This window comes from Pseudomonas sp. MBLB4136 (assembly GCF_051904765.1).
GTDB lineage: Bacteria > Pseudomonadota > Gammaproteobacteria > Pseudomonadales > Pseudomonadaceae > Aquipseudomonas.
In genome coordinates, this window is record NZ_CP196713.1 from 197,105 (window position 1) to 211,735 (window position 14,631).

Here is a 14,631-nt window from a genome sequence, read left to right on the forward strand (position 1 = left end):
ACACGCCGACCCACCTGTTCGATTGGCAATGGAAGAAAGGACTCGACCATGAAAGAACAACGCAAACTCCCGGCGCTACGCGCGCACATCGACCAACTGCTCGGCAAGGGCTGGGTCATTGCCGGCCGCAATCCGCTGGCGCTGCGCAAGGGCCGCAAGAGCTGGGTGGTGAACCACGGCATGCTGATCAGCGAAGACCTCGCCGCCTGACTTCCCCTCCCGAGCGCTGATGCACCCAGGCCTATGGCCGGCGGCGCTTCGGCGCTCGCTCCGGCCGATGCAATACTCGCGCAGCTGCGACCGCGAGATCTTCCTGACCCCCGACGCATTAGCCCGGTCGCGGCGCCCGCAGCGGTCGGCTGGACATCCGCCGCGCAATTCGAACAACAAAGGGCATGCCGCGGGCGTGCCCTTTTCGTTGGCGCTTGTGGCCGGTGCAGAACTCGTTGGTGGGCGGTCGATGGGCTGCGCGTTTCCAGGCAGTTGGGGGTCGACTTCAGACATTCGCGCCACTCGTTGCAGCGCTAGCTTAGTCGGGTGCTATTTCAGCCCGACAACTTGGAGCAGACATGCAACCGATCACCGTTCTTCGTGACACCACCCCCGTCCCGGTCCTCGACGCCTGCAAGTGGGAGCGCATCGGCGGCGACCCGCACACCGTCAACCTCAACGCCTACACCTCGGAAGACGGCAAGAAGATCATGGGCACCTGGATCTGCACCCCCGGCAAGTGGCGGGTGGCCTACGACAAGTGGGAGTACTGCCACTTCCAGGAAGGCTACTGCATCATCACCCCGGACGGTCAGGAGCCGATCCACCTCAAGGCCGGCGACATCTTCGTGGTCGAGCCGGGTATGACCGGCACCTGGGAAGTGGTCGAGACCGTGCGCAAGTACTTCGTCTTCGCCTGATTGGCTGGCCGAAGCGTCCGGCTCGGCGATTGCGGGTCGGCCGCTTGCGGCGCTGGCTTGTTCGGCGCGCATCTGTTAATCATGGAGGCGTCGGTGTTTGTTGGCCGATTGCATCTGGCTAGAGCCGTGCGCTGCAGTCCCACGCAGCCGGCGCCGCGACAGGAGGGCATGCAATCGACTGTAACCCCGGCCCCGCAACACCTCGAACGAACACCCAGGTCAAAACGAGGAAGCCCTATGCAAGTACAAGTGAACATTCATCAGATCGAAGGCGACGCCCGACTTCAGAAGTGGATAGGTTCGACCCTGACCGACAGGCTCGAGCGCTACTCCGATCTGCTCACCCGCATAGAAGTGCACATCAGCGACGAGAACGCCCACAAGTCCGGGCCGGATGACAAGCGCTGCCAGATCGAGGCCCGACCCAAGGGGCAGCAGGCGATTTCGGTGACCCACAAGGCTCAGGACCTGGAGCAGGCCGTCGACGGCGCCAGCGAAAAGATGCGTCACGCGCTCGAGCATCTGGTCGGCAAGCTAGAGGCCAGGGCGACTTCGGCCAAACGCCTGGACAACGGCGAAGAGGAGCCGGTCGACGCCTTGCTGCAGGAAGAGTTTCTGGCCAAGCAGGAAGAGCTGGACCGGGCGTAACCCGTCCCCTGACCCAACTGATTAGCAAGAGGGGTTCCCACGCAGGTGGGAACCCCTTTTTCGTGGGCCGCTTCGCCGTTCCCTGGGCAGGTCCGTCTGCCTTCGGCGCTACGACCATTGGCGGCTTGACGCCCGGCATACCGATCCGCAGAGACTGTGCGGGGCTCGTGCATAGCCGAGCGGTGCCCGCGGGCGCGCCGCTCGGCCACCTTGCAGAGCGGAGTCCGCCGCGAAGTGGCGCTGCCTGCAATGGGTGGCATAATCATGGCGCCATTATTTTGTGTGGCACTGTTTATGCCAGGCCCGCTGCCTTGTTCTCCAGCGGGTGGTCATGGCTCGAGGGTTTAGTCGATCTATAGAGCAGCAGGTGATAACAATGAAAGAACCAGAGCTGCCGAACAAAGAATCCGAACGCATGGCCGCCCTTATGGCCACTGGCCTGCTGGACTCCCCGGCCGAGGAGCGCTTCGACCGGATCACCAGGCTCGCCGCCCAGTTTTTTGACGTGGGCATCTGCCTGGTGTCCCTCGTCGATGGTGAACGGCAATGGTTCAAGTCCCGGCACGGACTGGACGAGGCGCAGACTCCCAGGCGTCTCTCCTTCTGTGCCCATGCCATTCTCGGCGCCGATACTCTCGAGGTCCCCGACGCCCGGCTCGACCCGCGCTTCGCCGACAACCCGGTGGTAACCGGTGCACCCTTTGTCCGCTTCTATGCCGGTGCGCCAATCAAGTCGCGCAATGGCCATGCGCTCGGCACCCTGTGCCTGGTCGACAGCCGGCCCCGGCGGCTGAGCGAGGCGCAGCGACGGGCGCTGCGCGACTTCGCCGATTGCGTCGAGCAGGAGATCAATCTGCTCAGCGACAACGCCCTGCAACGGCAGCTGGCCGTCAGCCGCGAGCGCAGTGCGGCGGTTCTGCAGGCCCTGCCGGACATCGTCCTGCTGGTGAGCCGCGACACCCGGCTGATCGAGTGCATGGAGCATCCGGACCTGCCGGCCGCGCCCGAGCAGCTGATCGGGCGCACGCTTGCCGAGGTGCTGCCGCCCGCCGCTGCCCAGATTCTTTCCAGCAGGCTCGACGAGGCCTTCGCCACGGGGCGACTGGTCTGTTTCGACTACGAGCTGGACGTCTCCGGCGGGCGCGCCAGCTTCGAAGCGAGAGTCCGCCGTATCGATCCCGACGAGGCGGTGCTGATCGTGCGCAACACTTCGCACATCACCCGCGCCCAGGCCGAGCTCGGGCGTCTGTCCGAGGTGGCCCGGCAGACCACCAATGGCGTGGTGATCTGCGCCGCGGATGGTCGGGTGATGTGGATCAACGAGGCGTTTACCCAGCTCACCGGCTTCGCCCTCGACGAAATGCTCGGGCGGCGCCCCGGCGACCTCCTGCAGGGGCCGGACACTGACCCCGAAGCGGTGGTGAACATGCGCCAGGCATTGCTGGCGCGGCGCAGTTTCAAGCTCGATGTACTCAACTACCACAAGAGCGGCACGGCCTACTGGGTGCGTATCGCCTGCAACCCCCTGCTCGACCGGCATGGCAACTTCGACGGCTTCATCGCCATCGAATCGGACGTTACCCAGGAGAAGCGCGACGCCGAGCGGATCGCCAACAGCGAGCGCCTGCTCGGCGCCGTGGTGGACGCCAACCGCATCGGTACCTGGAAGGTCAACCTCAAGACCGGTGAGCTGACCGTCAACGCTATCTGGGCTGGCCTGCTGGGCTATACGCTCGAGCAGTTGCAGCCGATCAGCATGGACACCTGGGAGCGCCTGACCCACTCCGAGGACGTCGCCCAGTGCAAGGCGCTACTGCAGGGCTTTGGCCGGGAGTCCGAGGACTACTTCCAGGCCAATGTGCGCATGCGCCATGCCGATGGACACTGGGTGTGGATCAACATGCGCGGGCGAGTGGTGGCCCGGACGGCGGCCGGCAAGATCGAGGTGATGCTGGGGACGCACTTCGACATCAGCAGCCAGGTGCGCGCCGAGCAGAGTCTGCGCGAGCAGTCCGAGCGCATGCGGGTCATCGTCGACAACATGCTCGATGGTGTCATCTCGATCGATGCCAGAGGCACGATCAAGTCGTTCAACGCCGCGGCGCAAGGGATCTTCGGCTACTCCGCTGCCCAGGTGCTGGGGGAGAACATCAGCATGCTGATGCCGGAGCACCGTCATCCGCGCCAGGACTTCTATGTGAAGAACTACCTGGCCAACTATATGCGCGGTATCGCCGGGACTCAGTTGCAGCTGGACGGTGTGCGCGCGAACGGCCAGCGTTTCCCTGCGGAAATAGGGGTGTCACAGGTTCAGCAGGACAGCGAGCGGCTGTTCATCGTGATAGTGCGCGATATCACCCAGCGCCGGCAGGACGAGCACGAGATTCGCCAGCTGGCCTTCTATGATGCCCTGACCCTGCTGCCCAACCGCCGGTTGCTGCTGGACCGACTGGAGCAGGCCCTGGCGGCCAGCAAGCGGCACCGGCGCTACGGCGCGTTGCTGTTCCTCGATCTGGACAATTTCAAGAAGCTCAACGACACCGCCGGGCATGCCCAGGGCGACCTGCTGTTGCAGCAGGTGGCCGGGCGCCTGCGCCGCGCGGTCAGGGAGGGCGATACCGTTTCGCGCCTGGGCGGCGACGAGTTCGTGGTGATGATCGAGGAGCTCGGCGCCGATGTGGATGAGACGGTGAACCACGCCGAGCATATCGCGCAGAAAGTCCTCGCGGCGCTGAGCAGAAGCTTCGACCTGGCGGGAAACGACTATCACAGCACGCCGAGTATCGGCGTCACGCTGTTCCAGGGCAGCTCCAGCAGCGAGGATGTGCTCAAGCAGGCCGACATGGCGATGTACCAGGCCAAGGCCTCGGGGCGCAACAGCATCCGCTTCTTCGATCCGGCGATGCAGATCGCCGCCATGACCCGGATCAGTCTGGAAAGGGATCTCCACGATGCCCTGCAGCAGCGCCAGTTCGAGCTCTACTATCAGCGCCAGGTCGATCGATCCGGGGCCACCGTCGGCGCCGAGGTGCTGTTGCGCTGGCGCCACCCGCAGCAGGGCTTCGTCTCCCCGGCGAACTTCATTCCGGTGGCCGAGGAAACCGGGCTGATCGTGCCCATCGGCCGCTGGGCGCTGGAGGAGGCGTGCCGCTGCCTGGCACGCTGGGCGGCGGATGCGCAGAAATCGGCGCTGACCATCGCGGTGAACATCAGCGTGGCGCAGTTTCTCCGCGAGGACCTGGAGCAGACGGTGCTCGCCGTGTTGCAGGAGACAGGCGCCAATCCGGCGCGGCTCAAGCTGGAAATCACCGAGAGCCTGCTGGCCAGCGACATCCACCGGATCACCGCGCAGATGGCGGCGATCCGCCGTCACGGCGTGGTCTTTGCCCTGGACGACTTCGGCACCGGCTACTCGTCGCTGACCTACCTGAAGCGCCTGCCGCTCAACCAGCTGAAGATCGACCAGAGCTTCGTGCGCGACATCCTCAGCGACAGCAACGACCTGGCCATCGCCCAGACCATCGTCGCCCTGGCCGAGACCATGGGCCTGGACGTGATCGCCGAGGGCGTCGAGACCCAGGCGCAGCGCGCATTGCTGCATGAGATCGGCTGCAACCACTACCAGGGCTACCTGTACGGCCGGCCACAGTGCCTGGCGGAATTCGAGCAGGGCTTCCGTGCCGTCTGCCTCGCCGATTGATGCGCCTCGACTGCCGGTGGCGCCGTCAATCCGCCGGCTCCGGCGGCCGGCGTCCTAGCCTGGCCCGACAACGCCGCAGGCCACGACGGCGTCCTGGCGCGCCTCGGGTAGCGCCTGGCCGATCAGCTGCTCGATCTCCTCGGCCGAGCGCGGGCTGCTGAACAGGTAGCCCTGCAGCAGGTCGCAACCTTCGGCGAGCAGGAAGGACAGGTGGCTCTGGTCTTCCACGCCCTCGGCGACCACCTGCATGCCGAGCGAATGGGCCATGGTGATGATGGCCGAGAGGATCACCCCGTTGTTGTTCTCCTGCAGGTTGAGGATGAAGCTGCGGTCGATCTTGAGGATATCGATCGGCAGGGTCTGCAGGTAGCTGAGCGAGGAATAGCCGGTGCCGAAGTCGTCGAGGGCGATCTGTATGCCGAGCTCGCGCAGGGCGTGGAGGTTCTCCAGCACCTGTTCGCGGCCCTGCAGAACGGCGGTCTCGGTCAGTTCGACATAGAGTTCGTCGGCGCCCAGCTGGTGCTTGCGCAGGAGCCGGGCGATCTGCCTGGCGAAGTCCGGCTGGGCCAGTTGCACGCTGGAAACGTTGACCGCGACCCGCAGCCGCGGCAGGCCGCGCTGTTTCCAGGCGACCAGCTGGCGCGCGGCCTGTTCCAGAACCCAGTCGCCAATGGGCAGGATCAGGCCATTCTCCTCGGCAATCGGGATGAACTGGTCCGGCGGCACCATCCCCAGCTCCGGGTCGTTCCAGCGGATCAGCGCCTCCACCGACTTCATGCGCAGACTGCGGCTGTCGACTATGGGCTGGAACTGCAGGTGGAAGTTGAGCGCCTCCACCGCGCTATGCAGGCGTTGGTCGAGCAGCACGCGCTCCTGGGAGCGTGCGGCGATGGCGCTGGAGAAGAACTGGTAGGTGCTCTTGCCGCGTGTCTTGGCCTGATACATGGCCAGGTCCGCATGCTTGACCAGGTCTTCCACGCTCCTGCCGTCGTCGGGGTAGATGGCGATGCCGATGCTGCAGCCAACGTAGCATTCACTGCCTTCGAGGTCGATCGGCTCGGCCAGCGCCGCGATGATGCGCTCGGCCACCGGGCCGGCCAACTGGTCCGCCTCCGGGTGGGTGAGCAGCAGGGTGAACTCGTCGCCGCCCAGGCGCGCCATGTCGCGGCTGACCTCGATGCCCACGGGGCGGCTCAGGTAATCGTAGCCGCGCAGTTTGGCCTGGAAGATCTCGGTCACCTTGACCAGCAGGCGGTCGCCGGCGGGGTGGCCGAGGGTGTCGTTGATGTGCTTGAAGTTGTCCAGGTCGAGGAACAGCAGGGCGAAGCGCCCGCCGTACTGGCGTGCCTGCTCGATCTCGCGGCGCAGGGTCTTGATGAACATCAGGCGGTTGGGCAGCCCGGTCAGGCTGTCGCTATAGGCCAGGCTGCGGATCTGCTCGTTGGAGCGGTACAGGGCGAGGCTCATCTGGTTGAAGGAGCGGCTCAGCTCGCCGATCTCGTCGTCGTTCTGCACCGGCACCTGCACCAGTTGCTGGCGCTGGCCGAGCGATGCCAGGGCCTTGTTGAGGCGCTCCACCGGCCGCAGGAACTGGCTGCGGATCACCAGCAACAGCAGGGGCACGGCCAGGCCGATGGCCGCCAGGCAGATCAGCAGTACCAGCACGCCGATCCTGCGCGACTCTCGGAGCAGCTCGGCCTCGGGCACCAGCAGATGCACCCACAGGCCAGCGGCCAGGCGTTTGACGTGGTGCTGGTAGGCCTGGCCATTGAATACGCTATGACGCACCCCTTCCGGCGCCGTGGTCAGCGCTGGCAGCCGGCTCAGGTCGAGGGGCGCGGCGCGCTCGAGCTCCTGTGAGGCGGCCAGCAGCGTGCCGTGCTCGTCGCTCAGCAGGATGCCGCCGTGCGGCCAGGGCGAGGGGGTCAGCTTGTTCAGCAGTGCCTGCAGGCTGATGGTCAGGCCCAGATAGCCGCGCAGTTCGGGCTCGGCGTTGTAGGAGTCGACTGCCGGGTTGATGATGCAGATGGCGCGCGATACGTACAGGGCCAGCTGCTGGTTGTCGGGGTTGACGGCGATGCGGCTGTAGCCGCCGGGAACGGCCTCCTGCATGGCCACGAAGAGCGGGTTGTGTCCTTCATCCTCGGTCAGGTTGGGCAGCTTGCCGTCGTCGATGCGCAGGTCCTCGAAGCCGTCGGGTAGCAGGATGCGGATCTCGTAGTACTCGGGAAATACCTGCTGAATGCTGCTGAGCTTGCGTTGCAGGGGACGCTGCAACAAGGCGTAGCGCTCTTCGGCATCCGCGGTCAGCAGGTATTTCTTCACCAGCGGGTCGTCGGAGAAGACCGCCAAATTGGCGCTGGCGGTGGCGATCAGTTGCTGCACTTGTTCGTCTAGGCTGCGCAGTAGCACGTGGTTCTGTTCGTCGCCCTTGCGCTGGGCGCTGTCGCGCAGCTCGATAAATGCAAGGAATCCGGCCAGCAGCAAAGGCGCGGTGATCAGGGGGATCACCAGCAGCGGCAGACGGGTGCGTAGTTTCATACGGATCTGGGCCTGACTAGCGCAGGACGCGCGCGCCGATCTGGTTGCGCAGACGGAGGGCGCGAGGCGGCAGGGGCTGGTAGAACTCCGAGGATGCCAGGCCGGTTGCATCGGGATAGATGATCGGGTCGCTCAGCATGGCCTCGGGCAGCAGGCGTTGGGCCGCGCGATTGGGCGTCGCGTAGTGGACGTATTGCGCCAGCTGTGCGGCATGTTGCGGCTCGTTGATGAAATTGAGGAAGGCATAGGCCAGGTCGGGGTTGCGGGCCTTGTGGCCGAGGGCGAAATAGTCGGCCCAGAGATTGCCGCCCTCGCTGGGTAGCACATATCGCAGGTGCTCGTTGTGCGCCTGCAGCATCAAGGCGTCGCCGCTGTACATCATGGCGGCGACGATCTCGCCGCTGAGGATGGGCGAGGTTTCGTCGAGGGAGATGTAGGCGTAGCTACGCACATGGGGCTTCTGCTCCAGCAGTAGGGCCTGCGCGGCCTTGAGCTGAGCGGCGTCGCTGCTGTTGGCCGAATGCCCCAGGGCCTTGAGGCTCATGCCGATCAGGTCGCGGGAGTCCTCGAGCATGGAGATCTTGCCTTGCAGCTCCGGGGCGGGCCGGAACAGCTGCTGCCAGCTGGTCAGGGGCGTGCTCAACAGGTCGCTGCGGTAGACGATGCCCAGGGTGCCCCAGAAATAGGGGGCCCCGTGGCTCTGCGCCGCCGGAAAGGCCTGGAGCCAACGCGGCTCCAGGTGGCTGAAGCCAGGCAGGCGCGCATGATCCAGTGGGGCTATCCAGCCGCGCTTGGCGTAGGGAGCCAGGTCGACGCCGGAGGTGAGGATCAGGTCGTAGCCCTCGGCATCGTTCTCCAGCAGGATCTGGGTGCGCACCTCGTCGGAGCTGTAATAGCTCTGGACCACCTTGGCCCCGTGCTGGCGCTCGAAGGCCTCGACCAGCTCGGGATCCAGGTAATCCGACCAGTTGAGAATCAGCAGTTGGCGTTCGCTGGCGGAGCCGAGCGAGGGCAGCTGAAGCAGCAGGAGGCTGAGGGTCAGGGCGAGGAGGACGGGGCGGCGCGGCATGATCCAGGATTCCTCTGCAAGGCTAGGCTCTAGAAGGCTAGCCGCTTTTTTGTAGCGCCAGTCCGGTGGCGAGTGGTTTTCTATCGGTCTGCCGCATGCCCCCAGGGGCTGCCCCCGACGGACGTGTCGAAGGCATAGGATTGCCGCGTCGGTGCGGTGCCGGCTGGTAACGGCGCTGCGGCCGAAATACGCAAAATCTATAGGGACTTTCCTGAGCTTAGATTGGTTGCTGGCCACTGGCTGGCAGTGCGGGGTGTGGGGGTATTAGACCAAGGTAGTAGTCGCGGCAGGCGCTCGCCGCTCTCGACTGCGGAGCGCTGCCGGTCGAAGCGCTCTAGTCATTCGCGAGTCGCTCGGCCAGGGCGGCGCGGCGGCCGCGCCTGAGGTCGACGCTGGCGAGGATCAGCAGGCCGAGGACGAAGTAGCCACCGGTGATCAGGATCGCCAGGCGATGGTCGCCGCCGGACAGCCAGCTGGTAAGGCCGTAGGTCATCGGGCCGAGGATCGACGACAGCTTGACCGCCTGGCCCCACAGGCCGAAGAACTCCGCCAGGCGCGTCGGCGGCGCGAGCAGGCCGACGATGGCACGCCCCGCCGATTGGCTGGCGCCCATGCACAGTCCGGCGACATTCGCCGACAGCCAGAACAGCGGCGGGCCCTCGGCGGCCCAGGCCAGGCCGACCATCAGCAGCCAGCCGAACAGGGTCAGGGCCAGGGTGGCGCGGTGGCCGAGGCGATCCTGCAGGTAGCCGAACAGCACGGCGCCGATGGAGGCGGTGATGTTGACCAAAAGGATCAGCAGCAGGGTGTCCTGGGTGGAAAAGCCCATCGCCTGGTCGGCATAGATCGCCGCCAGGGTGATCACCGCGGCGATGCCGGCCTGGTAGCAGACGGTGCAGGCGAGAAAGCGCAGCAGGTCGCGGTAGCGCCGGGTCTCGCCCAGGGTGCGGGCGAAGCGCCGCCACGCCACGCCCGCGTCATGCCGCGCGCCGGGCTGCAGCTGCGGCAGGCTGCGCTCGCGCAGGAAGAGGAAGGTCGGCAGGCTGGCCAGGGCGAACAGCGCGGCGGTGATCAGCATGCACACCGGCACGAACTGCGCGGCCGTGTGGCCCTGGGCCTGGGCCCAGGCGACATAGGCCAGGCAGCTGCCGAGGCTGACCAGGCCGCCGATATAGCCCAGGCCCCAGCCCCAGCCGGAGACCCGGCCGATGGCGTCCTCGCGGGCGATTTCCGGGAGAAAGGCGGCGATCAGGTTCTCGCCGCAGCCGAAGCAGAAGTTCGACAGCAGCAGGAACAGCAGCGCCAGGCCCAGGGCCCCCGGACCGGCCAGGGCCAGGGCGGCGGTGCCGGCGACGCAGCCCAGGGTGCTGTACAGCAGCAGGCGCTTCTTGCAAGCGAAGGCGTCGGCGTAGGCGCCCAGCAGCGGCGCGCCGATGATCACCAGGGCGTAGGAGAGCGACAGGCCGCTGGTCCAGGCCAGGGTCGCCCAGCTGGCGCCACCCGCGACCACGGCGACGAAATAGGCGCTGAACACCGCGGTGATCACCACCGTGGTGTAGCCGGAGTTGGCGAAGTCATACATCGCCCAGGCCCAGGCTTCTCGGCGGTCGACGCCGCGGGCGAGGCTGGCTGACATGGTTGGGGACTCCGTTCGGTTGAGGCGATTCGGCAAGCCTAGTCGTGGCAGGCGCAGGCAGCGAGAGGGGCTGCGGCTATAACCACGGGCCTGTTATGGGGCAGAGTTATTATCGCCCCGGCCGGCAAAGGCTTATGGTGCTTAGGCGAGGGTGTTCGCCAACGACCGCCCATTGCTGAGGAGTCGCCGATGAGTCGCCTGCCTCATGCCACAGCCAGCGATGCGGATGACCGAGGGACGGCGCAGAAGTTGCTGGAGATAGTCCGGCAAACCGTGCTCGAGTTGCGCCCGCATGCCGCCGATGAGGCGGCCATCAGCCTGCACAGCGTGCTCGATCGCGACCTGGGCCTGGACAGCCTGGGCCGGGTCGAGCTGTGGTCGCGCATCGAGCGCGAGTTCGGCGTGCGCCTGCCCGAAGCGCTGTTCGCCAGCGCGGACACCCCCCAGGACCTGCTCGTGGCCCTGCGCGCCGAGCGCGGCGCTGAGCTCGAGCCGGCGCCCGCCAGCGAGTCCGAGAGGGCCGCGGCGGCGGATCTGCGCACCCCGGAGCAGGCGCAGACGCTGATGGAGGTGCTCGACTGGCATGTGCGCGCGCATCCGCAACGCTGCCATGTGCGCCTGCTGGGCGATGGCGAGGCGAGCGACGATATCAGCTATGCGGCGCTGCAACGGGGTGCCTGGGCGGTCGCCGTCGGTCTGCAGCAGCGCGGGCTGGAGGCCGGGCAGCGGGTGGCGCTGATGCTGCCGACCGGGCGCGACTTCCTCTACGGCTTCTTCGGCATTCTCCTGGCCGGTGGCGTGCCGGTGCCGATCTATCCGCCGATGCGCCTGTCGCAGATCGAGGAGCACCTGCGCCGCCAGGCGGCCATCCTCGGCAACGCCGAGGCCAGCATGCTGATCACCGTCAGCGAGGCCAAGCTGCTCGCCCATCTGCTCAAGCCCCAGGTGCCGAGCCTGGGCGAGATCGTCAGCGTCGCCGAGCTGTCCGCGGGCAGCGGCACTCTGCGCGAGCAGCCGCGCCAGGCTGGGGATCTGGCCTTCCTGCAGTACACCTCCGGTAGCACCGGCCAGCCCAAGGGGGTGATGGTCAGCCACGCCAACCTGCTGGCCAACCTGCGCGCCATGGGCAAGGCCCTGAAGGTCGACGCCGAGGATGTGTTCGTCAGCTGGCTGCCGATGTACCACGACATGGGCCTGATCGGCGCCTGGTTCGGCAGCCTGTACTACGGCTTCAACCTGGTGCTGATGTCGCCACTGGCCTTCCTCGCCCGCCCGGCGCGCTGGCTGCGGACCATCCATCAGTATCGCGCGACCCTGTCGGCGGCGCCGAACTTCGCCTACGAGCTGTGCCTGAGCAAGCTCGACGCCCGCGACCTCGAAGGCCTCGACCTGAGCAGCTGGCGCCTGGCGCTGAACGGCGCCGAGCCGGTCAACCCGGATACCCTGCAGCGCTTCGCCGAGCGCTTCGCTGGCTACGGCCTGTCACCGGCGGCGCTGATGCCGGTCTATGGGCTGGCCGAGGGCACCCTGGGGGTGACCTTCCCGCCGCTTGAGCGTGGCCCGCTGATCGACTGGGTGCGCCGCGGGCCCTTCCAGGCCAGCGGCCAGGCGCAGCCGGTCGAGCCGGACAGCGCCGATGCGCTGCGTTTCGTCTGTTGCGGGCGGCCGCTGCCGGGGCATCAGGTGCGCGTGGTCGACGGCCACGACGTGGAGCTGCCCGAGCGCACCGAGGGCCATGTGCAGTTCAGGGGGCCTTCGACCACCGCCGGCTATTTCCGCAATGCCCAGGAGAGCGCGCGGGTTCGGCACGACGAGTGGCTGGACTCCCTCGATCTCGGCTACATGGCGGCCGGCGAGCTCTACCTCAGTGGCCGCGCCAAGGACCTGATCATCCGTGGCGGGCGCAACATCTACCCCTACGACCTGGAGACCGCCGTCGGCAACCTGCGGGGCCTGCGCAAGGGCTGCGTGGCGGTGTTCGGCAGCGGCGACGCCAGCCATGGCGGCGAGCGCCTGGTAGTGCTGGCCGAGACCCACGAGCAGGACAGTGTGGCGCGGCGTAACCTGCAGCAGGCGATCCGTCGGGTCGCCGTGGACCTCACCGGGGTGGCGCCGGACGATGTGGTGCTGGCGCCGCCGCACAGCGTGCTGAAGACCTCCAGCGGCAAGATCCGCCGCGCCGCCAGTCGCGAGCTGTACGAGCGCGGCGAGGTCGGCCAGCCGCGCCGCGCCGTGTGGCGGCAGCTGCTGCGCCTGGGCCAGGCGGCGCTGGGTGCCCAGGCCGGACGTCTGCTGCGGGCGCTCGGCGCCTTGCTCTACGCCGGTTACTTCTGGGCTCTGCTGCTGATCATCGCCAGCCTGACCTGGCTGGCGGTGGCGCTGCTGCCGCGGCGCAGCTGGTGCCGTCGCCTGACCCGGGTGGCGGCGCGGGCCTTCCTGCGCCTGGCCGGGCTGCCGCTGAGCACCAGCGGCCTGGCCCAGCTGCGTGCGCCCGAGGTGCGGGTGCTGGTCGCCAACCACGCCAGCTACCTGGATGGAGTGGTGCTGTGCGCCACGCTGCCGCCGACCTTCAGTTTCGTCGCCAAGCGTGAGCTGGCCGAGCAATTCGTCGCCGGGCGCTTCCTGCGCCGGCTCGGCACCTGCTTCGTCGAGCGCTTCGACGTTCAGCGCGGCGCCGCCGATGCCGAGGCGCTGGCCGCGACCCTGGCCAGTGGGCAGTCGCTGCTGTTCTTCCCCGAGGGCACCCTGAGCCGCGAGCCGGGGCTGCAGCCGTTTCGCATGGGTGCCTTCGTTCTCGCCGCGCGAGCCGACGTGCCGCTGCTGCCGATAGCCCTGGGCGGCACGCGCATGGTGCTGCGCGACGGCCAGTGGTTCCCCCACCGGGGTGAGGTCCGGGTCAAGCTGTGCGGCCAGTTGCTGGCCGACGGTCACGACTGGCTGGATGCGATCAAGCTGCGCGACAAGGCGCGGGCGGTGCTGCTGCAGCAGCTGGATGAGGCGGATCGGCTGCTGCTGGCCGGCTGAGCCCGGCAATCGCGCCCAGCAAAAAGCCCGCAGCAGGCGGGCTTTTTGTGTGTCGGCCGAGGGGCTCAGTGGTGTTTGTGCTTCTTGTGCTTCTTGTGTTTGTGGCCATGGTGATGGCCGTGGTCGCCGTGAGAGTGGCGATGGCCGTCATGGTAATGGCCACGGTCATCCTGGCGGTTGTCGTTGGCGATGACGTTGCCCAGGGCGCCGCCGGCGGCGCCGCCGAGGCCGGCGCCGATGGTCGAGCCGGTGCTGCCGCCGACCTTGCCGCCGACTACCGAGCCGCCGGCGGCACCCAGGCCACCGCCGATGGCCGCCTCGGTCTTGTTGCCGCGTGGCGCGGTGATCACCCCGCCGGCCGCGCCGCCGAGGCCGGCGCCCACGGCGGCGCCGGTGCTGCCGCCGACCTGCTGGCCGATGACGTTGCCCAGGGCGCCGCCGACGCCGCTGCCGATGGCGACCTTGCTGCTGTCGCCGGCGAAGGCGAACGGGGCCGTCAGGACGCTGAAGGCCAGTGCGGTGAGAAGTATGCGCATAGGGTCGATCTCGCTAAGTTGAAAAGGGCTTGGACCGGGGACGGCCGGTATCAGTCGTCGTGGTCGTGACCACGATGCCAGCCGTGGCGCTTGCCGTGCTTGTGGCGGTGGTGCCGGTGGCCATGGTGATGGTTGTCGCGGTAGTGGTGGCGGTCATCGTAGCGGCTATTGTTGCCGTAGTAGTTGCCCAGGGCGCCGCCACCACCGCCGCCGATCGCGGCACCGATCAGGCCGCCGGTGGTGCCGCCGACCTGGCGACCGATGACGTTGCCGCCGGCACCGCCCAGGGCGCCACCGATGGCGGCCTCGGTGCGGCTGCGGCGGTCGGCGCCGACTGCGCTGCCGGCAGCGCCACCCACGCCGGCACCGATGGTCGCGCCGGTGTTGCCGCCGACCTGCTGGCCGAGCACCGCGCCCAGTACCCCGCCCAGGGCACCACCGATTCCGGCTTCGCTGGTGCCGGCCATGGCCGCGCCACTGAGCAGGCCCAGGGACATCAGGAGGATCGAGAAATACTTCATGGCTGGGAGGACCTCTTGGTGAACATGGCGGCGATCCTCGGGCCG

General features: G+C 67.5%; 10 protein-coding genes. 5 read left to right on the plus strand and 5 right to left on the minus strand.

Annotated elements, in window-relative coordinates; genetic code table 11:
• Window positions 1-48: 48 nt before the first annotated feature.
• The 4 genes from ACSX1D_RS00950 to ACSX1D_RS00965 all read left to right on the plus strand — a co-directional run bounded on the left by ACSX1D_RS00950 (window position 49) and on the right by ACSX1D_RS00965 (window position 5,259).
• Window positions 49-210 (plus strand): hypothetical protein, encoded by a 162-nt coding sequence (locus ACSX1D_RS00950; protein WP_208707956.1) that lies wholly within the window; start codon window positions 49-51, stop codon window positions 208-210.
• Window positions 211-569: 359 nt separating this feature from the next.
• Window positions 570-911 (plus strand): cupin domain-containing protein, encoded by a 342-nt coding sequence (locus ACSX1D_RS00955; protein WP_208707957.1) that lies wholly within the window; start codon window positions 570-572, stop codon window positions 909-911.
• A gap of 237 nt (window positions 912-1,148) precedes the next feature.
• Entirely contained in the window at window positions 1,149-1,559 is a 411-nt protein-coding gene (locus ACSX1D_RS00960) for an HPF/RaiA family ribosome-associated protein (protein WP_208707958.1), read from the plus strand.
• A gap of 376 nt (window positions 1,560-1,935) precedes the next feature.
• Window positions 1,936-5,259: an EAL domain-containing protein gene (locus tag ACSX1D_RS00965; protein ID WP_439860588.1), complete on the plus strand. Its 3,324-nt coding sequence runs from the start codon at window positions 1,936-1,938 to the stop codon at window positions 5,257-5,259.
• 54 nt (window positions 5,260-5,313) lie between these two features.
• On the opposite strand, the gene ACSX1D_RS00970 is transcribed toward ACSX1D_RS00965, so the two are convergent.
• From ACSX1D_RS00970 to ACSX1D_RS00980, 3 genes are all read right to left on the minus strand, one after another.
• Window positions 5,314-7,800 (minus strand): bifunctional diguanylate cyclase/phosphodiesterase, encoded by a 2,487-nt coding sequence (locus ACSX1D_RS00970; RefSeq protein WP_439860589.1) that lies wholly within the window; start codon window positions 7,798-7,800, stop codon window positions 5,314-5,316.
• 16 nt (window positions 7,801-7,816) lie between these two features.
• A complete protein-coding gene (locus ACSX1D_RS00975; protein WP_439860590.1) occupies window positions 7,817-8,869 on the minus strand; it encodes a polyamine ABC transporter substrate-binding protein in 1,053 nt (350 codons plus the stop codon).
• Between the two features lie 334 nt (window positions 8,870-9,203).
• The gene (locus tag ACSX1D_RS00980) at window positions 9,204-10,505 is read right to left on the minus strand and encodes an MFS transporter (RefSeq protein ID WP_439860591.1); all 1,302 of its coding nucleotides are present in this window, start codon (window positions 10,503-10,505) and stop codon (window positions 9,204-9,206) included.
• 189 nt (window positions 10,506-10,694) lie between these two features.
• Between ACSX1D_RS00980 and ACSX1D_RS00985 the strand changes: the two genes are divergently transcribed.
• Window positions 10,695-13,529 carry an AMP-binding protein gene (locus ACSX1D_RS00985; protein ID WP_439860592.1) on the plus strand — a complete coding sequence of 945 codons (2,835 nt, stop codon included), beginning with the start codon at window positions 10,695-10,697 and terminating at the stop codon, window positions 13,527-13,529.
• Window positions 13,530-13,594: 65 nt separating this feature from the next.
• On the opposite strand, the gene ACSX1D_RS00990 is transcribed toward ACSX1D_RS00985, so the two are convergent.
• Both ACSX1D_RS00990 and ACSX1D_RS00995 read right to left on the minus strand, forming a co-directional pair.
• Window positions 13,595-14,065: a glycine zipper domain-containing protein gene (locus ACSX1D_RS00990; protein WP_439860593.1), complete on the minus strand. Its 471-nt coding sequence runs from the start codon at window positions 14,063-14,065 to the stop codon at window positions 13,595-13,597.
• Window positions 14,066-14,115: 50 nt separating this feature from the next.
• Window positions 14,116-14,586: a glycine zipper 2TM domain-containing protein gene (locus ACSX1D_RS00995; protein ID WP_439860594.1), complete on the minus strand. Its 471-nt coding sequence runs from the start codon at window positions 14,584-14,586 to the stop codon at window positions 14,116-14,118.
• Window positions 14,587-14,631 lie beyond the last annotated feature (45 nt).